The 21614-nt window shown below is 67.3% G+C and carries 15 protein-coding genes and 1 pseudogene; 15 read left to right on the top strand and 1 reads right to left on the bottom strand.

Annotation, left to right across the window (positions count from 1 at the left end):
• Positions 1–61 precede the first annotated feature (61 nt).
• The 11 genes from rpoD (at position 62) to C8N38_RS03145 (ending at position 12859) form a co-directional block, all read left to right on the top strand.
• Positions 62–2050 carry an RNA polymerase sigma factor RpoD gene (gene rpoD / locus C8N38_RS03190; RefSeq protein WP_108023886.1) on the top strand — a complete coding sequence of 663 codons (1989 nt, stop codon included), beginning with the start codon at positions 62–64 and terminating at the stop codon, positions 2048–2050.
• Between the two features lie 24 nt (positions 2051–2074).
• Positions 2075–2575: a mismatch-specific DNA-glycosylase gene (locus C8N38_RS03185; RefSeq protein WP_108023884.1), complete on the top strand. Its 501-nt coding sequence runs from the start codon at positions 2075–2077 to the stop codon at positions 2573–2575.
• A gap of 141 nt (positions 2576–2716) precedes the next feature.
• Positions 2717–3166, top strand: a complete 450-nt coding sequence (locus C8N38_RS03180) for a hypothetical protein (RefSeq protein ID WP_108023882.1) — start codon at positions 2717–2719, stop codon at positions 3164–3166.
• Between the two features lie 774 nt (positions 3167–3940).
• The gene (locus C8N38_RS21060) at positions 3941–4249 is read left to right on the top strand and encodes a hypothetical protein (protein ID WP_146176219.1); all 309 of its coding nucleotides are present in this window, start codon (positions 3941–3943) and stop codon (positions 4247–4249) included.
• Positions 4250–4517: 268 nt separating this feature from the next.
• Positions 4518–5057 (top strand): ubiquinone anaerobic biosynthesis accessory factor UbiT, encoded by a 540-nt coding sequence (gene ubiT / locus C8N38_RS03175; protein ID WP_245895497.1) that lies wholly within the window; start codon positions 4518–4520, stop codon positions 5055–5057.
• Positions 5054–6052 carry a ubiquinone anaerobic biosynthesis protein UbiU gene (gene ubiU, locus C8N38_RS03170; RefSeq protein WP_108023880.1) on the top strand — a complete coding sequence of 333 codons (999 nt, stop codon included), beginning with the start codon at positions 5054–5056 and terminating at the stop codon, positions 6050–6052. The genes ubiT and ubiU overlap by 4 nt, the downstream gene beginning before the upstream one ends.
• Before the next feature lie 5 nt (positions 6053–6057).
• On the top strand, positions 6058–6981 hold the full coding sequence (ubiV, locus tag C8N38_RS03165) for a ubiquinone anaerobic biosynthesis protein UbiV (RefSeq protein ID WP_245895496.1): 924 nt from the start codon (positions 6058–6060) through the stop codon (positions 6979–6981).
• A 344-nt stretch (positions 6982–7325) separates the two neighbouring features.
• On the top strand, positions 7326–8669 hold the full coding sequence (locus C8N38_RS03160) for an alanine/glycine:cation symporter family protein (protein ID WP_108023876.1): 1344 nt from the start codon (positions 7326–7328) through the stop codon (positions 8667–8669).
• 97 nt (positions 8670–8766) lie between these two features.
• Positions 8767–10941 (top strand): peptidase domain-containing ABC transporter, encoded by a 2175-nt coding sequence (locus C8N38_RS03155; RefSeq protein ID WP_108023873.1) that lies wholly within the window; start codon positions 8767–8769, stop codon positions 10939–10941.
• Between the two features lie 10 nt (positions 10942–10951).
• Entirely contained in the window at positions 10952–12250 is a 1299-nt protein-coding gene (locus C8N38_RS03150; RefSeq protein WP_108023871.1) for an HlyD family type I secretion periplasmic adaptor subunit, read from the top strand.
• Between the two features lie 15 nt (positions 12251–12265).
• Complete coding sequence (locus C8N38_RS03145; protein ID WP_108023869.1) at positions 12266–12859, top strand: class I SAM-dependent methyltransferase; 594 nt, start codon at positions 12266–12268, stop codon at positions 12857–12859.
• A gap of 224 nt (positions 12860–13083) precedes the next feature.
• Here C8N38_RS03145 and C8N38_RS03140 read toward each other — a convergent pair whose 3' ends face one another.
• The gene (locus tag C8N38_RS03140) at positions 13084–14943 is read right to left on the bottom strand and encodes an O-linked N-acetylglucosamine transferase, SPINDLY family protein (RefSeq protein WP_245895495.1); all 1860 of its coding nucleotides are present in this window, start codon (positions 14941–14943) and stop codon (positions 13084–13086) included.
• A 239-nt stretch (positions 14944–15182) separates the two neighbouring features.
• Between C8N38_RS03140 and C8N38_RS03135 the strand changes: the two are divergent.
• The 4 genes and pseudogenes from C8N38_RS03135 to dctP form a co-directional block, all read left to right on the top strand.
• Positions 15183–17669: pseudogene (locus tag C8N38_RS03135) on the top strand (beta strand repeat-containing protein); the annotation flags it as partial.
• A gap of 210 nt (positions 17670–17879) precedes the next feature.
• Positions 17880–18764 (top strand): hypothetical protein, encoded by an 885-nt coding sequence (locus C8N38_RS22255; protein ID WP_425440019.1) that lies wholly within the window; start codon positions 17880–17882, stop codon positions 18762–18764.
• Between the two features lie 452 nt (positions 18765–19216).
• Positions 19217–20521, top strand: coding sequence for a hydroxymethylglutaryl-CoA reductase, degradative (locus C8N38_RS03130; protein ID WP_108023865.1), 1305 nt, complete (start codon positions 19217–19219; stop codon positions 20519–20521).
• 28 nt (positions 20522–20549) lie between these two features.
• Positions 20550–21587: a TRAP transporter substrate-binding protein DctP gene (gene dctP, locus C8N38_RS03125; protein WP_108023863.1), complete on the top strand. Its 1038-nt coding sequence runs from the start codon at positions 20550–20552 to the stop codon at positions 21585–21587.
• Positions 21588–21614 lie beyond the last annotated feature (27 nt).

Here is a 21614-nt window from a genome sequence, read left to right as displayed (position 1 = left end):
TTCGCGCTATTGAGTCGGTTTGACCCGGTGGACGAATCAGCCATCCTGCAAGGAGACCTTCATGGCCGCCAAGGACACGGACGACAGCAAGACCGACGAGCAGGACGCCGACCTCGCGCTCGACATGAGCCAGGCTGCGGTCAAGAAGATGATCGCCGAGGCCAAGGAGCGCGGCTACATCACCTATGACCAGCTCAACCAGGTGCTGCCGCCCGACCAGGTGTCCTCGGAACAGATCGAGGACGTGATGTCGATGCTCTCCGAGATGGGCATCAACATCATCGAGGAAGACGAGGCCGAAGAGGGCGAGGAGAAATCGACAGAAGTGGTCGAGACCTCCACCTCGCGCGAGGTCGCGCTGGCCACCAGTACGTCCGAGACGCTGGACCGCACCGACGACCCGGTGCGGATGTACCTGCGCGAGATGGGCTCGGTCGAACTGCTGTCGCGCGAGGGCGAGATCGCCATCGCCAAGCGGATCGAGGCCGGCCGCAACACGATGATCGCGGGGCTCTGCGAAAGCCCGCTGACCTTCCAGGCGATCACCATCTGGCGCGACGAGCTTCTGAACGAAGACATCCTGCTGCGCGACGTGATCGACCTTGATGCCACCTTCGGGCGCTCGCTCGAAGAGGACGAGGGCGACGAGCCGGTCGTCGATGGGCTCGAGGTCGAGGCCGCGAACCCCAACAGCCGCAAGGACGAGGACAGCCCCGAGCTTGACGCCGACGGCAACCCGATCCGCCGCGACGACGATGACGAGGACGAGGAACAGGCCAACATGAGCCTCGCGGCCATGGAGGCGGCGCTTAAACCGCGCGTGCTGGAAACCCTCGACCAGATCGCCGAGGACTATTCCAAGCTCTCCGAGATCCAGGACAAGCGGATCCAGGCCACGCTGAGCACGACCCATCGCTTTTCCGACAAGGACGAGGCCGAATACCAGAAGCTGCGCGCCGAGATTGTGCTGCTGGTCAACGAGCTTCACCTGCACAACAACCGGATCGAGGCGCTGATCGACCAGCTTTACGGGATCAACCGCAAGATCATGTCGATCGACAGCGCCATGGTGAAGCTGGCCGACCAGGCCCGCATCAACCGGCGCGAATTCATCGACGAGTATCGCGGCCACGAGCTCGACCCGAACTGGATGGATCACATGGCCCGCAAGGGCGGGCGCGGCTGGGCGGCCTTCACCGAACGGTCGGGCCACAAGGTCAGCGAATTGCGCGCCGACATGGCCCAAGTCGGCCAGTATGTCGGCGTCGACATCAGCGAATTCCGCCGGATCGTGAACCAGGTCCAGAAGGGCGAGAAGGAAGCCCGTCAGGCCAAGAAGGAAATGGTCGAGGCGAACCTGCGTCTGGTGATCTCGATCGCCAAGAAATACACCAACCGCGGGCTGCAGTTCCTCGACCTGATCCAGGAAGGCAATATCGGCCTGATGAAGGCGGTCGACAAGTTCGAGTACCGCCGCGGCTACAAGTTCTCGACCTATGCCACTTGGTGGATTCGGCAGGCCATCACCCGGTCCATCGCGGATCAGGCGCGCACCATCCGTATCCCGGTCCACATGATCGAGACGATCAACAAGCTGGTCCGGACCGGCCGCCAGATGCTGCACGAGATCGGCCGCGAGCCGACGCCCGAGGAACTGGCCGAAAAGCTGCAGATGCCGCTGGAAAAGGTTCGCAAGGTGATGAAGATCGCCAAGGAACCGATCAGCCTCGAGACGCCCATCGGCGACGAGGAAGACAGCCAGCTTGGCGATTTCATCGAGGACAAGAACGCGGTCCTGCCGCTCGATTCGGCCATTCAGGAGAACCTGAAAGAGACGACGACGCGGGTTCTGGCCTCGCTGACCCCGCGCGAGGAACGGGTGCTGCGGATGCGCTTCGGCATCGGCATGAATACCGACCACACGCTGGAAGAGGTTGGCCAGCAATTCAGCGTGACCCGCGAACGGATCCGCCAGATCGAGGCCAAGGCGCTGAGAAAGCTCAAGCATCCCAGCCGGTCTCGCAAGCTCAGAAGCTTCCTCGACCAGTAACGGAGGCCCCCGGCGGGCGCGGCCATGGGATCGGAGGACATCCTTCCCGACTACGTCGCGCCCGATCTGCGCACTGTCTTTTGCGGCATGGCCGCGGGGCCCCGCTCGGCAGAGCTGGGCCTTTACTATGCCGGGCGGGGGAACCGGTTCTGGCCCGTGCTCTTTCGCGCAGGGCTGGTGCCCGAACCTCTGGCCGTCGGCGATGAGGCGCGGTTGCTGGCGCTGGGGATCGGGCTGACCGATCTGGCCAAGGGCGCCTGGGGCATGGATGCGGCCGTCCCGGCCGCCGCCCACGACGCCGACCGCCTGGCCCGCTTCGTCGAGATCTGGAGGCCCCGCAGCCTGGCCTTCAACGGCAAACGCGCCGCGCAGGTCTTTCTGGGGGTCAAGCGACTGGGCTATGGCCAGTTCGATCATGACGGGCTGCCGGTCTGGGTACTGCCCTCGACCTCGGGCGCTGCGTCTCGATACTGGGACGAAGCCGTCTGGCGTGACTTCGGGGAGGCGCTGCAGGGCAGGGGGTGACGGCGCGCCTGGACAGGTCGCAGGCCTGCGGACCGTGCCGAAGCCGTGATCGCGCCCCCCTTGCCGGGACCGGGCCGGGGTTCTATCCAAGGGAGAACGTGTCCGCATGCCAATCCCGCGGACCGGACGGAGATCGCCCAGATGCGCCTTTTGCCTTGTCTCGCCATTCTTGCCGCCACCGCCAGCCTGGCCGCCTGCGTCCCGCAAGGCGGGCCGACCCGTGCGCCGCACGCGATTCTGACCGACCATGGCAACCGGGTCGATCCGACCGGCAATCCCGGCGAATTCGAGGTGCTGGCGCGGCCCGGCGACGGCGGGGCCCAGCTCTGGTGCGCGGCCGGCGAATTCGCGCAAAGCCAGCTGCGCGCGAGCCCGGATCGGCGGATCTATCTGGTGACCCCGCGCGGTCCCAGCGCCACCCGGCCCGGCCGGACTTCGGCGGTCTTCACCGTGATGCCCAGCCCCGAGCTTCAGGCACGGGGCGACGCCATGTCCAACCAGATGCTTCTGGGGGTGCGCAAGGTGGGAACCAATTTCAGTACGATCCATGCCTACATGGTCTGCCGCCCGCCGATCGACGTGCCGGACTGACCGGGGGGCTCCGGGCTCTGCGTTTGACGCGGTTCAGGTGGTTTGATGCGGGGCTGAAAAATAGCAAGCCTTTTCAGTCGGTTGCAATCGGGCTGGTTCACGAGGTTTGATGCCGATGGGCCGATCTGGGCCGGAAACGCCGCAAAACACCCAAAGGTGGCGTGGAAAAAGCCAATGATATCAATGGGGCTTGCGGAAGGTGTGGGCAAATTCGCCCATGCCACACACGCTAAAGGGCACCATATTCCTTTGGCGATTGAAGGTCGCGCTGCGACGCGGCTTGCGGGTCCCGCAAGTCGTCGTGAAGCGCCATCGTGGTTGCAGTCTCGAAGCTGACATCGGCCTTCTCTTGGTGATTGAGGATCGCCCTCTCGGCTTGGCCCGGAATGGCAAAGAACGCGCGCGTGGCTCCTGCCGCTCTGAGGACTTGATGCAAATCAAGCCCCTCAACCTAGTGCGCCATCACTTTCGTATATCGCAGGAGTGCCAACCCAAACGCCCAGTTCGGGAATGGCCCCCAATCGACCGGAGGCGTCAGCACCGCAACCATATTGCTCTCAGCCGTCTTCTGGCGATCGGACCGACCCTCGCGCGGAAAAGCTCATCGGGAAGATATCCATGGACTTTGGGTTGAGGATGGACCGAAGATCCCGGTTCGAAGCCTCCTAGGCATTGGCGAGATTCCGAAGGACCGGACCTCGCCAAGTAGTTGGTTGAACCGCAACGGCATATGCACGCAATGGATGCCTGCCAAGGGCGGTCGGGCTGCCTTCGTTGCAGTTTTCCGATGCGCTCGATCAGGCAGAGGATGAACTCCGGGTCGGCCCGTCGAACGCGCATTCCAAGGGCGTTCAAATCGGCTTCCAGGACCTGCCGGAACCGTCTGGCCATCGCCGCAATCATCGGCCCGGAAGACCCTCGAAGATCGAGACGGACTCTGAATTGCGTGCCTTTATCGCTGCGCGCATCGACCGGATGACGTTCGACGATATCGCGTCACAGGTATCGCGCACATCTCCCGAAGGCCGCCGGGTCGCGAAGTCCGCAATCCACGCATGGTGGCAGCGCCGCAGACGCCGTTGACCTTGCGCCGGACGCCGCCGGGCCATCCAGGATAACCGGGGCTGCCGGGCTCTTCCGGGATCAATTCTCGTGAACCACCGGTATCAAGCCAGCTGAACGCCAACAGCGTTTCACGCAGTTGTGAGAGCAGCATCCGCCGGGGTCGGCGGGGGCTTGGCCTTGCAGTACAGGCGTTCGTGCGCTCCCTGCGGCAATTGGTGCCCCGGACAGTGCGACAGGTTTGACCTAAGTCAATCCGGATTCTCCCACATCCGGGTATCGACCAGCCATGACAACCGCACCCCAAACTCCACGCCTGCCCGGCGCGTCCGGAGGGTTTCCCTTCCTGCCGCCGCTGCCGCTGTTTCTTCTGCAGCCGGTCCTCAAGCGTATCGTGACCAAGATCGCGGCCGACAATCCGGACATGTTCGACCGGCTGGGCCATCACCGTCACGCCTATTTCCTGATCGACCCGGTCGACATGCCCTTCATGCTGTACCTGCGGCCTGATCCGGAGGCGCTGGACTTCAAGGCGCTGAACCGGCGCCGCGTCCTGCCGCCGCATTGCGCGCGGATCTCGGGCAAGTTCCTCGACCTGCTGACGCTGATGGATACCGAACAGGACGGCGATGCGCTGTTCTTCTCGCGAGATCTGATCGTGACCGGGGATACCGAGGCGGTGGTCTGCCTCCGGAACGCGCTCGACGACGTGGAAGAGCCCATTGCCGAAAGCGTGGCCGACATGTTCGGCGCGCCGGGCCGGGGGGCGCTGAACATGCTGCGCCGGGCGGCCGAGAACGCCCAGAAACGGAAAGGGTCGCACTCATGATCAAACCCGAACTGATCTGCCCGGCGGGCACCCCCGCCGCCTTGCGCTCGGCCGTCGATGCCGGGGCCGATGCGGTCTATTGCGGCTATCAGAACGCCACCAATGCGCGGAACTTCGTGGGGCTGAACTTCACCCCCGAAGAGATGGAGAAATCCATCAAATACGCCCATGACGGCGGCACCAAGGTGCTGATCACGCTGAACACCTTCCCGCCCGCGGGCAATGTGCAGCTGTGGAAGGACGCGGCGGACCTGTCGGCCAAGCTGGGCGCTGATGCCTGCATCGTCGCCGATATCGCGGTCGCGGCCTATATCCAGAAGACCAATCCGCAGATGCGCATCCACCTGTCGGTGCAGGCAGCGGCCTCGTCGCCCGAGGCGATCCGCTACTATGTGCAGGAATTCGGGGTGAAGCGGATCGTGCTGCCCCGGATCATGACCGTCTCCGAGATCCGGGGCCTCGTCGAAGAGATCCCCTGCGAGGTCGAGACCTTCATCTTCGGCAACCACGGTCTGATGGTCGAGGGCCGCTGCTCGCTGACCAATTACGTCACCGGCCAGTCGACCAACATGGACGGCGCCTGTTCGCCCGCCTCCTGCGTGAAATACGAACGCGCCGAGGATGGCAGCATGTCGACGATCCTGGGCGATTACATGATCGACCGCTTCAAGCCGGACGAGACCGCAGGCTATCCGACGATCTGCAAGGGCCGCTACAAATGCGACGCCCGCGATGACGGCTATTATGCCTTCGAGGAGCCGATCAGCCTGAACGCCTCGACGATGCTGCCCGATCTGATCAATGCGGGTGTGCATGCCTTCAAGATCGAGGGCCGCCAGCGGAGCCGCGCCTATGTCAAGAAGGTGGTCGCCGCCTTCCGCGAGGCCGTCGATTCGATCATGGCGGGGCAAGAGCCCAAGCTGGCCGACCTGGTGGCGCTGACCGAGGGTCAGAAACACACCGAGGGTGCGCTCAAGACCAAGAAATGGAGGTAAGCCCGATGGCTGCCGAACTGACGCTGGGCCCGAACCTGTTCCACTGGCCCGCCGAGATGAAGCTCGACTTCTACAACCGGATCGCCGACGAAAGTCCGGTCTCGACCGTCTATCTGGGCGAGGTGATCTGTTCCAAGCGGACGCCGTTCTTCGACGACCACCACCTGGACAAGGTCGCCGACCGGCTGGAGAAGGCGGGCAAGAAGGTGGTGTTCTGCTCGTTCTCGGAAGTGGTCATCAAGCGCGAACGCAACCTGCTGCGGGACTGGGCCGAGCAGGAGGGCCGCGATCTCGAGGTCAACAACACCGCGGCGCTTCTGTATCTGAAGAACAAGCCGCACCGGATCGGCGCGCTGCTGAACGTCTATAACGAAGACACGATGGCCTATCTTCACGAGCAGGGCGCCAACCACTTCGCACTTCTGCCCGAGTTGCCGCGGGCCGCGGTTGCCAAGCTGGGCGAGAAGGCGGCCGAACTGGGCGTCGGGCTTGAGGTGCAGGTCTTCGGCCGGGCGTCTCTGGCGCTTTCGGCGCGGTGTTACCATGCCCGGGCGCACGCGCGGACCAAGGACAACTGCCAGTTCGTCTGCGGCGAGGATCTCGACGGCATGACGCTGAAGACGATGGACGAAAAGCCCTTCCTGACGGTCAACGGCATCCAGACGCTCAGCTATGGCTATCTCGACCTGATGCCCGATATCGACGATCTGAAGTCGATTGGCGTGACCCATTACCGGGTGATGCCCCATACCTGCGACATGATCGCGGTGACGCGTCTGTTCGACGACGTGCTGCAGGGCCGGATGGCCCCGGCCGAAGGCGATGCCAAACTGCGCGAGCTGGGCATCGAGGCGCCCTTCGTGAACGGCTTCTACCATGGGCGCTCGGGCCACACCTGGTCCGACCGGGCGGCGGCCGAGCTGGCGTGAGCCGATGACGATCGGACGGCAGAGCGCAGATCCGCGCTCTGCCCCGCGATCCTCCGTCCCGCCAGACCCTTCCGCGCCTCGCGTCATGCCCTCACGCGCCGCCGCGCTGTCCGTGTCGCAGCGACTGTCCCACTGTCCGGCTCTGCTTCGGGGGACGGCAGCGGTCGACCTCTTCCCCCTTCGCTCCGCGTTCCGTACCTATTGCCGACCGGATCGGCCGACCGCCCGTGGACCGGTCGTCTGGCCGCGTCAGCGCGCCGGGGGCGCCACGCGCGGCGCTGACCCAATCCCCGCCGTCCGTTCCGGGTCAGGCGGGCCATCCGACAACTAACAGGGAAAAGTACATGTTGGAGATACTCAACTCGATCGACTCATTCGTCTGGGGCCCTCCGGTCCTGGTGCTGCTGCTGGGCACCGGGCTTTATCTGTGCCTGGGACTCCGGTTCCTGCCGCAGCGCAAGCTGGGCTACGGTTTCAAGATGATGCTGGAGGGCCGCAAGAAGGGCGGCGCAGGCCATGAAGGCGAGATCACGCCGTTTCAGGCGCTGACCACCGCGCTTTCGGCGACGATCGGCACCGGCAACATCGCGGGAGTTGCGACCGCGATCTTCCTGGGCGGTCCGGGCGCCGTGTTCTGGATGTGGCTGACCGCGCTGGTGGGCATGGCCACCAAATATGCCGAGGCGGTGCTGGCCGTGCATTACCGCGAGGTCGATGCCAATGGCCGCTATGTCGGCGGGCCGATGTATTACATCAAGAACGGGCTCGGTCCGCGCTTTGCCTGGCTGGCCTGGATCTTTGCTTTCTTCGCGACCATCGCCGCCTTCGGGATCGGCAACACGGTGCAGGCCAACTCGGTGGCGGATGCGGTCCAGTCGACCTTCGGCATCCCGCATCTGTGGACCGGGATCGCGCTGGCCGTTGTCACCTTCGTGGTGATCGTGGGCGGGGTCCGGCGGATCGGGGCTGTCGCTGAATGGCTGGTGCCGCTGATGGCGGTTCTGTACATCCTTGGCGCGCTGGTCATTCTTGCCGTCAACTACCAGGCCGTGCCGGGCGCGCTGTCGCTGATCTTCGAGGATGCCTTCACCGGCACCGCGGCGACCGGCGGGTTTGCCGGGGCGGCGGTGATGGCCGCCATCCGCTTCGGGGTCGCGCGCGGCGTCTTCTCGAACGAGGCGGGGCTCGGGTCCGCGCCCATCGCCCATGCCGCGGCACTGACCGACGACCCGGTGCGCCAGGGCAACGTCGCGATGCTGGGCACGTTCATCGACACGATCCTTGTCTGCTCGATGACCGCGCTGGTCATCATCACCACCGGGGTCTGGACCAGCGGCGAGACCGGGGCCGCACTGTCGGCGCTGGCCTTCCAGACCGGGTTGCCGGGCGGTGAACTGATCGTCAGCCTCGGGCTGATCGTCTTCGCCTTCACCACGATCCTCGGCTGGAGCTATTACGGCGAACGGGCGGCCGAATACCTGTTCGGGTCGAAGGTGATCCTGCCGTTCCGCCTGCTTTGGGTGGCCGGCGTGGTCTTGGGCGCGGTCGCCAATCTGGGCGTGATCTGGATCGTGGCCGACATCATGAACGCCCTGATGGCCATTCCCAACCTGATCGCGCTGATTGCACTCAGCGGCACGGTCTTCGCCGTGTCCCGCGCCTACTGGCGCGCCAACCGGGCGGGCTGATCCGTCGCTCCCGGCGGGGTCCGCCCCCGCCGGGAGTTCTGTCCCGCGCCGTTTCCCGACAACCCCACGTTAATGGTGGCTTGCGTAAACATGGCGCATGTCGGTCCACGATTCCCAGCTGTCCGAAACCCTCGCGCTCGATACGCCGCAGCTGTCGACGCTGCGCGGGGCGTTCCTGATCGCCGCGCATAACGGTATCATCCTCAGCCCCGATGAACTGCCCGATCTGGGGCAGGACGACCTCGCGCCCGGTCTGATGGCGCTGTTCGCGGCCAAGGGCCTGCGCTGCCGCCTGATCGGCAAGGCCGGATGGCGCATGGCCTCGCGGCTGGGGCAGGGGCTGCCGGTGCTGGCCGAGGTCGAACAGGGCCGCTGGATCGTGCTGGTCCATGCCGGTCTGATCGAGAAGGCCCGCACCGCCGCGCTGCTCGATCCAAGGCACGAAGCCGATGGCGTGCGCAGCGTTCCCTGGGAGGAATTCGAGCTGCGCTGGACCGGCCGACTGATCCTGATCGGGCGGACGGATGCCAAGGCCGACGCGGCCCGGGCCTTCGGCCTGCGCTGGTTTCTGCCCGCGCTCCGGCGCGAACGCAGCCTATTTGCCGGGGTGGCCGTGGCGGTCGTCACCGGCAACCTGATCGCCTTTTCGCTGCCCTTGCTGCTGCAGGTGATGATCGACCGGGTGATCGCCCATCAGGCCTGGTACACGCTGATGTCGGTGACCGCGGTCTATGTGCTGCTGGTGCTTTTCGATGCGGGCTTCGGCTATGTGCGCCAGCGTCTCAGCCAGATCGCGGGCGGCCGGATCGATGCCGATATCGGCTCGCAAAGCGTCGCCCATCTGTTGCGCCTGCCGATGACCGTGTTCGAGACAACGCCCGCCGGGGTAATGACCCGCAACATCCAGCAGACCGACAAGATCCGCCATTTCCTCACGGGGCGGCTTCTGCAGACGATGCTGGACGCGGCCCTGCTGCCGCTTCTGTTGACCACGCTGGCGCTTTTGTCGGGCACGCTGACGCTGATCATCGCGCTGTACGCCATCGCCATCGCGGGCTGCATCGGGCTGATGCTGCCGATCCTGCAGAACCGGCTGAACGCGCTTTACGGGGTCGAGGCCGAACGCCAGGCGCTGCTGGTCGAGACGCTGCACAACATGCGCGCGGTCAAGTCGCTTGCGGTCGAGCCCGCGCGCCAGCGCCTGTGGGAAGACAGCCTGGCCCAGTCGGTGCGCAAGCAATGGGATCTGGGCCGGATCTCGGCGCTGACCGGCACGCTGACCGGCCTTCTGGAACGGATGATGCAGGTCACGGTGGTCGCGGTCGGCGTCGGGCTGGCGCTTCAGGGCACGATCACGGTCGGCACGCTGGTCGCTATCCTGCTGCTGTCGGGCCGGGTTTCGGGGCCGCTGGTACAGATCGTGGGCCTGATCAACGAATGGCAGGAGGCCGCGCTGTCGATCCGGATGCTGCGCAAGATCATGGATCACCCGCCCGAACGGCAGGATGACGGGCAACTGGCACAGCCGATGCTGTCGGGCGCGCTTGAGTTGCGCGAGGTGGGCTTTGCCTATCCCGGCGCCGCGACCCCGGCGCTCGACCGTGTCAGCCTTTCGGTCGCGCCGGGGCAGGTCGTGGGCATCGTCGGGCGGTCGGGGTCGGGCAAGACCACGTTGACGCGCCTGATCCAGGGGATCGAGACCCCGCAACAGGGGCTGATCCTTTTCGACGGAATCGACATCCGCAACATCGCGCTGTCCTCGCTGCGCCGTCAGGTCGGCATCGTGCTGCAGGACAACTTGCTGTTTCGGGGCTCGATCCGGGACAATATCGCGGTCGCGGTGCCCGGCGCCCCGCTCGAGGCGGTGCTGCGCGCGGCGACGCTTGCCGGGGCCGACGAATTCATCCGCCGCCTGCCGTTGGGGTTCGACACCATGGTCGAGGAAAGCGGCGCCAACCTGTCGGGCGGACAGCGCCAGCGCATCGCCATCGCCCGCGCCCTTCTGGCCGACCCGCGCATCCTGATCCTCGACGAGGCGACCTCGGCGCTCGACCCCGAATCCGAGGCGCTGGTCAATCGCAACCTCGCCGCCATCGCCCATGGCCGCACCATGATCGTCGTCTCGCACCGGCTGTCCTCGCTGGTCCGGGCCGACCAGATTCTGGTGCTCGACCAGGGTCGGTTGCTCGACATGGCCCCGCACGACACGCTTCTGGCGCGGTGCGAGACCTATGCGATGCTCTGGCGCCAGCAGACCGAGCATATCACATGAGCGCCCGCCCATGAGCAATGTCGCGCGCGACGCGCTCCCGTTCCAGCCGCCGCTGGTGCAAATCCGCGAAGAGCCCTTGCCCTGGCTCCTGCGGCTCTGGCCCTTCGGGTCGGCCGTGCTGCTGATTGCGCTGGTCACGCTGGCGGCCTTCGTGCCGATCGACGTCGTGGTCACCGCCGAGGGCGGGATCGTGACCGACGATCCGCCCGTGGTGATGAAACCTCTGGGCTCGGCGGTGCTCGACCGGCTTCTGGTGCGCCCGGGCGACGCGGTCGAGCCGGGTCAGCTTCTGGCGCGGCTCGATGCGCGCGATCCCGCGACCGACGCCGCCGTTCTGGCCGCCGAGCGGGTGGCGATCGAGGCCCAGATCGCCCGGATCGAGGCCGAACTCGACAACCGCCCTGTCGCGGGCGAGGGCGAGGAATTCGCCCTTCAGGCCCGGATCCAGAGCGAACGCGCCGCAACCGAGGCGGCGCAGCGCGACCAGCTGGTCACGGCGCTTGCCCAGATCGACGGCGGGATCGACGCGGCGCTGGAAAGCGTGCCGGCGCTGGCCGAGGCGGTCGCGACGGCCCGCGAGATCGAGACCATGCATGAAACCCTGCTGGCCCGGCAAAGCGGCACGCGCCTTGCGGTCAACCAGGCCCGGCTCTTGCGGCTGGATGCCGAAACCAGCAGTCGGGACAACATGGCCCAGCTTCTGTCCCTGCGCCAGGAACGCGAAACCGCCGCCGCCCGCCTTGCCGCCTTTGAAAGCGACTTGCGGCAGAGCCGTCTCGAGGAACTGGCCGGGCTCCGGCCGCGACTGGCGGTGATCGACCGCCAGCTGTCGCAGGCGACCGATCGCGCTCGGCTTTACGATCTGCGCGCGCCGCAGGCGGGCGTCGTGCTGTCGGTGGCCGAGGGCGGACCGGGCTCGCTGATGACCATCGCCGATCCGGTGGTGGTCATCGCGCCCACGGGCGGTGCGATGCATGCCGAGATCGGGCTGCTGTCCCGCGATGTGGGGCTGGTCCATCCCGGTGATCCGGTGCGAATAAAGGTGGATGCCTTTCCCTGGCGCCGCCATGGCCTGATCGCGGGGCGGCTGACCGATGTTGCGCCCAGTTCCAGCGTGCCGACCGGCGGCGGCCCGGCCCGCCATGCCGCGCGCGTGGCCTTCGACCGCGCCACCGCCCTGCCGGACGGGCTGATGCCCGGCATGACGCTGACCAGCGACATCGCCACCGGTCACCGGACCCTCCTGACCTATTTCCTCGATCCGGTTCTCAACGGGTTGAGCGAAAGCCTGCGCGAACCCCGATCCTGAACCCGGAGCTCCTTCATGGACACCCTCACCCTCGACCCGGAAGATGTGACTGCCTCTCTCAAGACCGTGCTTCATGTGGGCTGTGGCATGGCCGACCCCGCCAAGCTTCCGGCCGACGCCTTCCCGGCCGATGGCTGGCGCGAGCTTCGGCTTGACATCGATCCGTCGGTGATGCCCGACATCGTCGCGAGCATCACCGACATGAGTGTGCTGGCCGAGGGCGCGGTCGATGCTGTCTGGTCGTCGCACAATCTCGAGCATCTGCGCGCTCATGAGGTGCCGCTGGCACTGTCCGAATTTTGCCGCGTGCTGCGGCCGGGCGGGTTCGCGCTGATGACGATGCCCGATCTGCAGCGCGTCGCGATCCTGGTGGCCCAGGGGTTGCTGGAAGAGCCCGCCTATGTTTCGGCCGCGGGCCCGATCTCGCCGATCGATATCCTTTACGGCTATCGTCCTTCGATTGAGGGTGGAAACGATTTCATGGCGCATCGCACCGGGTTCACGATCGGCTCGCTCAGTGCCCACATGACGCGCGCGGGTTTCGTCGACGTGCAGGTCGAATCCGACGGTCGCTTTGCGCTTTGGGCCAGGGGGGTGCGGCCCGCCTGAGTCCCCGGCCCGGCGCGCAAGAACGCCCCGGACGGCTTTCCGTTCCGGGGCGTTCTTGCATCTGCCGGGCGACCCTGCCGGGCGACCCTGCCGGGCGACCCTGCCGGGCGACCCTGCCGGGCGACCCTGCCGGGCGACCCTGCCGGGCGACCCTGCCGGGCGACCCTGCCGGGCGACCCTGCCGGGCGACCCTGCCGGGCGACCCTGCCGGGCGGCGCCCCGGGTCAGGCGCGTTTCACGACCGAAAGCAGGGCGGTTTCGAAGCGGCGGGCGAAATCGGCGCAATCGCCCAGGGTTTCGGTCCAGCGGGCCGCGAGGGCCGGGCCGCGCAATACCGGCCGGCCGGCCGGATCCGTGGCCATGGCGACGGCGCGGCGCACGTAATCCTCGGGATCTGTGGCGATGCAGTCGGTCAGGCCGACGGCGGTCAGAAGGCTCGTGCCCATCCGGGCAGAGAAGGTGCGCCCGGCCATGGTCAGAACCGGCAGCCCCATCCGCAGGGCATCCGAGGCGATGGTGCCGGCATTGTAGGGCGTGGTGTCGAGGAAGAGATCGCCAAGCGCGAGCCGCGCCCGGTAGCGTTCCGGATCGACCCTGGGCGCAAAGATCAGCCGGTCGGGGGCGAGGCCCGCCGCCTGCCAGCGCGCGCGCAGGGCGGCGACGCTTTCGGGCGTGTCCTCGATCAGCCAGAACAGCGCCTCGGGCGCGGCTGCAGCGATCCGGCACCAGGCGGCGAAGACGGGTTCGGTGATCTTGTAGTGATGCGAGACGCAGACGAAGACGAAGCGGTCCTCGGGCAGTCCTTCGCTGGCGCGGCTGACCGCGGGAAGGTCGGGCCGGCGGCCGTCATTGGCCTGGTAGCAGCCCTCGATCCGCAAGGGGGCAGGGGAATAGCGGGCGGTTTCTTCCTCGGGCACCGTGATCGCGTCGCACAGCAGCCAGTCGAGTTCGGGCACAGGAACCGAACCGATATAGCCCAGATAGGTGGCCTGGACCGGCGCGGGCTTCCAGCGCAGGATGCCCGGGCGACCGCCGCTGGTCAGCCCGTTCAGGTCGATCAGGATGTCGATCTCGTCGGCCCGGATGCGTCGCGCGGCCTCTTCGTCGGTCATGGTCCCGACCGGCACATGGCGGTCGAGTGCTGCAAGGATGCGGGCGCGTACATCGCTGCCGTCTTCGGGCGAGACGCAGTAGCCCGTGACCTCGAACCGGCTGCGGTCGTGGCGTTCCAGCAGTTCGGCGATCAGGTAGCTCATGGCGTGGCGGCAGAAGTCCGAGGACAGATAGCCCAGCCGGATCCGGCCGTGCCGGTAGCCCTCGGGGGGCGCGAGGCGTTTGCCCGGATCGGGGACGTTGCGCGCGATCCAGTCGGCGGCGACGCGGCGCTGCATTTCGGGGTCGTCATGCAGCGCGAGTGTTGCGAGCGGGCCGCACCAGAGTTCGGCCTCGGCGGTGCCGAGCCCCGGAACCGCAAGCTCGGCGGGCGGCCAGGCCGCCATCTTCTGGCGGGTATGCACGAGATGCTGGATCACGTCGGGCTGGTGCGGTTCGATCAGCAGCGAGGCGCGCAGCTCTTCGGCCGAGGCGCCGAGGCTCTTGTCGAGTTCCAGCATCCGCCCCAGTTGCTTGTGCAGCGCCACCCGGCCCTCGGCCGGCGGCAGCGCCTGGCGCAAGAAGGCGATGGCCGCAGCGCGGTCGCCGAGGGCTTCGGCAGCCTGGCCCGCGGCAAGCGCGGCCTGCCAGAGGTCCGGTTTCATCCGGAGCGCCTGCACGGCCGCGTCATAGGTGCCGGCGAGATCGCCCGCCACGTTCAGCAACACCGACAGGTTGAACCAGGCGGCCCAGGCATCGGGGCGCGCGCCATTCCGGTCGAGCCAGATGCGGTAGATCGCGGCCGCTGACTGCGGGGCGCGGCTCGCCAGATCGACCACGGCGGCGGCGTCGGCGCAGGCCGCGGTCATCCGGGTCAGGGCGTCGAGGTCCGGAACGCGGTCCGGGTCCGTCCGGCCGGTGCGCGACAGGAACCCGGCTGGCGGCGTCGGGCCGCCGGAGGGCAGGAACACGGTCTGGGACATGTCGGTCATCGGGACTCTCCTCGGTTTGAGGCAAACTCGCGCTTAGCGGTTAAGACGGGATTGCCATTTGAGCCCAAAAAACGCCGCGATGTTTATCGAGAGTGTCCGACGACGCTTCTTGCCGGTTAGCAGCTTCTTTACGGGTTGCGCGGCAGGCTGGCGCGGATCCGAAGTCAGCAGGACTTCGACTGTCAGGCAGACGCGCGCGAGAAGCCGAGGCGTCGCCCCCCGAGTCGGACCCAGAGCCCATGTCGACCCTCAGTAACCTGTCGACCGCGCAAATCGCGGCGTTGACAACCGCCACAATCGCCTCGCTGACCAGCAGCGACATCGCCAGTATCAGTTCGGCACAGATGGGGGCTATGACGACGGCTCAGGTCGGTGCCCTGACCACCATGGCCATTCGCGGCATCGGCTCGGTCCAGGCCTCGGGCCTGACCACGGCCCAGATGGCCAAATTCTCGACCGCGCAGCTTCAGCAGCTGTCGTCGCTGGCCATTCGCGGCCTGTCGACTGACAATATCGTGGCGCTGACGACCGCTCAGGCGGCCGAACTGTCCTCGCGGCAGGTTTCCGCACTGAGCTCGACCCAGGTCGCGGCGATGGAAACCGCCGATCTGGTCAAGCTGTCGACGATTGCCGTGAAGGGCCTTGGCAAGACGCAGGTGGCGGGTCTGACCACCGGCCAGGTCGCGGCGCTGACCACCGCGCAGACCGCGGTGCTGAGCAGCCTCACCCTGTCGGGCCTGTCCTCGACCCAGGTTGCGGCCCTGACCACGGCGCAGATCGGGGCGCTGACCTCGATCGCGATCAAGGGCCTGACCTCGACCCAGACCGCCGGTCTGACCACGGCGCAGGTCGCGAAGCTGTCGACCGCCCAGATCAAGGCGCTGAGCGTTTCCGCGATGAAGGGCCTGAGCACGGCCAATATCGTGGCGCTGTCGACCGCCCAGGCGGCCGAGATCTCTTCCCAGCAGGTCGCGGCGCTGAGTTCGACCCAGGTGGCGGCGATGGAAACCGCCGATCTGGTCAAGCTCTCGACGGTTGCGGTCAAGGGCCTTGGCCAGAGCCAGGTGGCCGGTCTGAGCACCGCTCAGGTTGCGGCCCTGACCACGGCGCAGGCTGCGGTGCTGAGCAGCGTGTCGCTGGGCGGGCTGTCCTCGACGCAGATGGCGGCGATGACCACGGCGCAGATCGGCGCGCTGACCTCGATCTCGATCAAGGGCCTGACGGCGACCCAGACCGAGGGTCTGACCACGGCACAGCTGGCGAAACTCTCGACCGCACAGATCAGGGCGTTGGGCAGTTCGGCGATGGCGGGGCTGAGCACGGCCAATATCGTGGCGATCTCGACCGCGCAGGCGGCCGAACTGTCCTCGGTGCAGCTGAAGGCGTTGAGCTCGACCCAGATGGCGGCGATGGAAACCGCCGATCTCGTCAAGCTGTCGACCGCCGCGTTCCGCGGACTTGCCTCTGACCAGATCGACGGGCTTTCGACCGCTCAGGTTGCCGCGATCACCACGGCCCAGGCCGCGGTGATGAGCAGCACCATGCTGGGCAGCATGTCCTCGACCCAGTTGGCTGCAGTGACCACCGCCCAGATCGGGGCGATGAGTTCGATCGCCATCAAGGGGCTGACCTCGACCCAGACCGAGGGCCTGACCACGGCGCAGCTTGCGAAGCTCTCGACCGCACAGATCAAGGCGCTGAGCGGCTCGGCGATGTCGGGGCTGAGCACGGCCAATATCGTGGCGATCTCGACGGCGCAGGCGGCGGAACTGTCTTCGGCGCAGATCCGCTCGCTGAGCTCGACCCAGATGGCGGCGATGGAAACAGCCGATCTGGTCAAGCTGACCACCCTGGCCGTGAAGGCGCTGGGCGAGGATCAGGTCGAAGGCCTGACCACGGCGCAGGTCGCCGCGTTGACCACCGCGCAGGCCGCGGTCCTCAGCGATACGGCCCTGGGCGGGCTCTCTTCGACCCAGATGGCGGCGATGACCACGGCGCAAATCGGGGCGCTGACCTCGCGGTCGATCAAGGGGCTTGGTGCGACCCAGACCGCGGGCCTGACCACGGCACAGCTGGCGAAGCTCTCGACCGACCAGATCAAGGGGCTTGGCGCCTCGGCCATGTCGGGGTTGAGCACCGCGAATATCGTGGCGATCTCGACGGCACAGGCGGCGGAACTCTCCTCGGTTCAATTGCGGGCGCTGAGTTCGACCCAGATGGCGGCGATGGAAACCGCCGATCTCGTCAAGCTGTCGACGGCTGCGATCCGCGGGCTTGCCGCCGACCAGATCGACGGCCTGTCCACCGCGCAGGTCGCGGCGATCACCACGGCGCAGACCGCGGTTCTCAGCAGCACCATGCTGGGGGAACTGTCCTCGACCCAGATGGCAGCGATGACCACCGCGCAGATCGGCGCGCTGAGCACGCTGGCGCTCAAGGGCCTTGGCGCGACCCAGACCGAGGGTCTGACGACCGCGCAGATGGCCAAGCTCTCGACTGACCAGATCAAGGTTCTTGGCAGCTCGGCGATCTCGGGGCTGAGCACCGCGAATATCGTGGCAATCTCGACGGCGCAGGCGGCGGAGCTGTCCTCGACCCAGGTCTCGGCGCTGAGCTCGACCCAGGTCGCTGCGATGGAAACCGCCGATCTTGTCAAGCTCGACACCTCCGCGATGCGGGGCCTCGGGGTCGATCAGGTGGCGGGGTTGACCACGGCGCAGGTCGCGGCACTGACCACGGCGCAGGCGGCGGTGCTGACCGACATCACGCTGTCGGGTCTGTCCTCGACCCAGATGGGGGCGATGACCACTGCGCAGATCGGTGCCCTGACCTCGCGGTCGCTGCGCGGCCTGACTTCGACCCAGACCGAGGGCCTGACCACGGCGCAGATGGCGAAGCTTTCGACCGACCAGATCAAGGCGCTGGGCAGCTCGGCCATGTCGGGGCTCGGCACGGCCAGCATTGTCGCCCTGACCACGGCGCAGGCGGCAGAGCTGTCCTCGGTGCAGATCGCGGCGTTGGGCTCTGCCCAGATGGCGGCGATGGAAACCGCCGATCTGGTCAAGCTCGACACCTCGGCGATCCGCGGGTTCGGGGCCGACCAGGTGTCGGGTCTGACCACGGCGCAGGTCGCGGCGATCACCACGGCGCAGACCGCGGTCCTCAGCAGCTCGATGCTGGGCGCGCTGTCCTCGACCCAGATGGCGGCAATGACCACGGCGCAGATCGGCGCGCTGGGAACGCTGGCGCTCAAGGGCCTTGGCGCGACCCAGACCGAGGGTCTGACCACGGCACAGCTGGCCAAGCTCTCGACCGATCAGATCAAGGTTCTGGGCAACTCGGCGATCTCGGGACTGAGCACGGCGAATGTCGTGGCGATCTCGACCGCGCAGGCGGCCGAACTGTCCTCGACCCAGGTCGCGGCCTTCAGCTCGACCCAGATCGCGGCGATGGAAACCGCCGATCTGGTCAAGCTCGACACCTCGGCGATCAAGGGGCTCAGCTCGACCGGCATCGCGGGGCTGACCTCGGCCCAGGCGGCGGCGCTGACCACAGGGCAGATCACCGCGCTCTCGACGCTGCAGATCGGGAATATCTCGACCTCCAGCATCGTCGGCATGGGGACCGCGGCGATCCAGGCCTTCACGACCAACCAGATGGGCGGGTTCAACTCGCAGCAGATCGCGGCGCTGACCACGGCCCAGGTCGCGGCCCTGCAGACGCAGGACATCGCGGCGCTGTCCGATACCCAGACCGAGGCCTTCACCTCGACCCAGCTGGCGGCCATGTCGACAGCGCAGCTGAACGCGCTGTTCCTCTGACCCGAACCCGGGGCCGGCCGCCGCGCCGGCCCCGAAACACCTTTCGACGGCCGGTGCCCCAAAGGGCATCGGCCTTTTCCTTTGCCGCGCAGCGGTATCGGCGGACCGGCGGGTGGCGTTGACCGAAGCGCGCGCCCTGACCTCCTGTCGCCGCAGGGGCGGGCGGCCCGAGGCCCCGGGATCGCGGCTCTTCCGCCCGTACCCGGATCGCGCGCCCGGCCGGACGGTGCGGCAAGATGCGGGCCTGCGTTCCGTGGCCTCCGGGCCTATCGGGAGGCGCAAAAGCGCCGATGCGGGGGGCCGCGACCCGGGGCGAAACCGTCTTCGCCCGTGGCGTCCCGACCTGCGGGTGCCAACATTCTGGGTGCAGTCCGGTGGAATTTGCCCAAATGTCAGGATAATTCCGAATCGAAGGCGGCATCGGTCCGCCTGAGTTTCGGGAGGAGGCAAGAATGACGGATAGCCCAACGGCATCCCAATCCGGCGTCAGATCGCGGATCGAGGGCTTGCGCGACAGCGAGCCCGCCGACCGGCGCGCGGCCGTGGCCGCGGCGGCCGGTCTCGACGGCGCGGCGATGGAGGCACTGTCGGATGCGACCGCCCTGCCGCTTTCGGTCGCCAATGGCATGATCGAGAACGTCATCGGTACCTTCGAGCTGCCGCTGGGCGTCGCCACCAATTTCGTTGTGAACGGGCGCGAGTATCTGGTGCCGATGGCGGTCGAGGAACCCTCGGTCGTGGCGGCGGCCTCCTACATGGCCAAGCTCGCGCGGGCGGGCGGCGGTTTCACCGTCAGCTCGACCGCGCCGATCATGCGCGCCCAGATCCAGATCGTGGGGCTTGGCGATCCGTTCGGGGCGCGCGCGGCGCTGCTGGCGCATCGGGACGAGCTGATCGCGCTGGCCAATACCCGCGACAGCGTGCTGGTGGGCCTGGGCGGCGGCTGCAAGGATATCGAGATCGAGGTTTTCGCCAGCTCGCCCATCGGGCCGATGGTGGTGATGCATCTGCTGGTCGATGTGCGCGACTCGATGGGGGCCAATGCGGTCAATTCCATGGCCGAGTTGCTGGCTCCCCGGGTCGAGGCGATCTCGGGCGGGCAGGTGCGGCTGCGCATCCTGTCGAACCTCGCCGACCGGCGGGTGGTGACCGCCAGCGTCCGGGTGCCGGCCGAGGCTCTGACCACCAGGGCCCATGACGGGACCGAGGTCGCGCGGCGGATCGTCGAGGCCTGCGCGCTGGCGCTGATCGACCCCTACCGCGCCGCGACCCATAACAAGGGCATCATGAACGGCATCGACCCGGTGGTCGTCGCGACCGGCAACGACTGGCGCGCGATCGAGGCGGGGGCGCATGCCTATGCCGCGCGCTCGGGGCGTTATACCTCGCTGACCACCTGGGAAATCGCGGCCGACGGCGCGCTGGTGGGCACGCTGGAAATGCCGATGGCGCTGGGCATCGTGGGGGGCGCCACGCGCACCCATCCGGCGGCTCAGGCTGCACTCAGGCTGATGCGGATCGGCTCGGCGCAGGAAATGGCCGAGGTGACGGCCGCGGTCGGGCTTGCGCAGAACATGGCCGCGCTGCGGGCGCTGGCGACCGAGGGCATCCAGCGCGGGCACATGACGCTTCATGCGCGCAACATCGCCATCACCGCCGGGGCGACGGGCGGCGATGTCGACCGGGTGGCCAAGGCCATCGTCGCGGCGGGCGACGTCAGCGTCGCCCATGCCAAGAAGGTTCTTGAAGGTGCCTGACTCAGTTAAAAATCCGGGAGAGTTACCCATGACCCAGACGACCCGACGCAAGATCCTGCATCTCGGCGGGGCGGCGGCGCTTGCCGCGCCCGCGATCCTGTCGACCGGCGCGGCCCGCGCGCAAGGCGTCACGAAATGGCGGATGCAGGCGCTGTGGGGCGGCGGCACCACGCCGATGCGCTACGAGGAAGACTTCTGCGCCCGCGTGGCCGAACTGACCGGCGGCGCCTTCGAGATCACGCCGTTTTCGGGCGGGCAGATCGTGCCGTCGGCCCAGGCCTTCGACGCGGTCCGGGGCGGCGCCTTCGAGATGATGAAGACCTTCGACGGCTATACCGCCGGCAAGATCCCGGCGCATGGGTTTTCGTCGACCGTGCCCTTCGGCTTTCCCGAGGCCGACCAGTACGAAGCCTGGTTCTACGAACGGGACGGGCTGGCGCTGGCACGCGAAAGCTATGCCCCCGCCGGACTGACCTATATCGCCCCCACTGTCTATGGCGAGGAGCCGATCCATTCGCGCGTCGCTATCCGCAAGATCGCGGACATGGACGGGCTCAAGGGCCGCTTCGTGGGCCTTGCCTCGGCGGTGATGGCGCGTTTTGGCGTCTCGGTCTCGCCGCTGCCGACTTCCGAGGTCTATTCGGCGCTCGACAAGGGGCTGATCGACATCGCCGATCGCGGCGACATCAAGGCCAATTACGAAGAGGGCCTGCACGAGGTCGCGCCCTTCCTGATCCTGCCCGGGGTGCACCAGCCGACGACCGCCACCTCTTATGTCGCCAATACCCGCGCCTATGAGGCGCTCGACGACCAGAAGAAGGCGGCGCTGGCCGTGGCCGCGCGCGAAATCTCGGGCAGGCTGCGCCAGAACATCATCGTCTCGAACGGCGAATACCTGGCCAAGTTCGAGGAGGCGGGGGTCGAGATCCTGACCCTCGACCCCGAGGACGTTGCCGAGGCGCGCGGCCGGGCGGTCGAGTTCTGGGCCGAGGCCGCCACCGACGACCTGTCCCGTCGCATGATGGACTCGCAGGTCGCGCTGATGAAGGACCTGCGCCTTCTCTAGGCCTGACCCGGTGCCGGCCCCTTGGGG

The organism is Rhodovulum kholense, from assembly GCF_003053725.1.
GTDB lineage: Bacteria > Pseudomonadota > Alphaproteobacteria > Rhodobacterales > Rhodobacteraceae > Rhodovulum > Rhodovulum kholense.
Note: the sequence above shows the minus strand (reverse complement) of the source record. Positions and strands in the feature narration are given on the sequence as shown.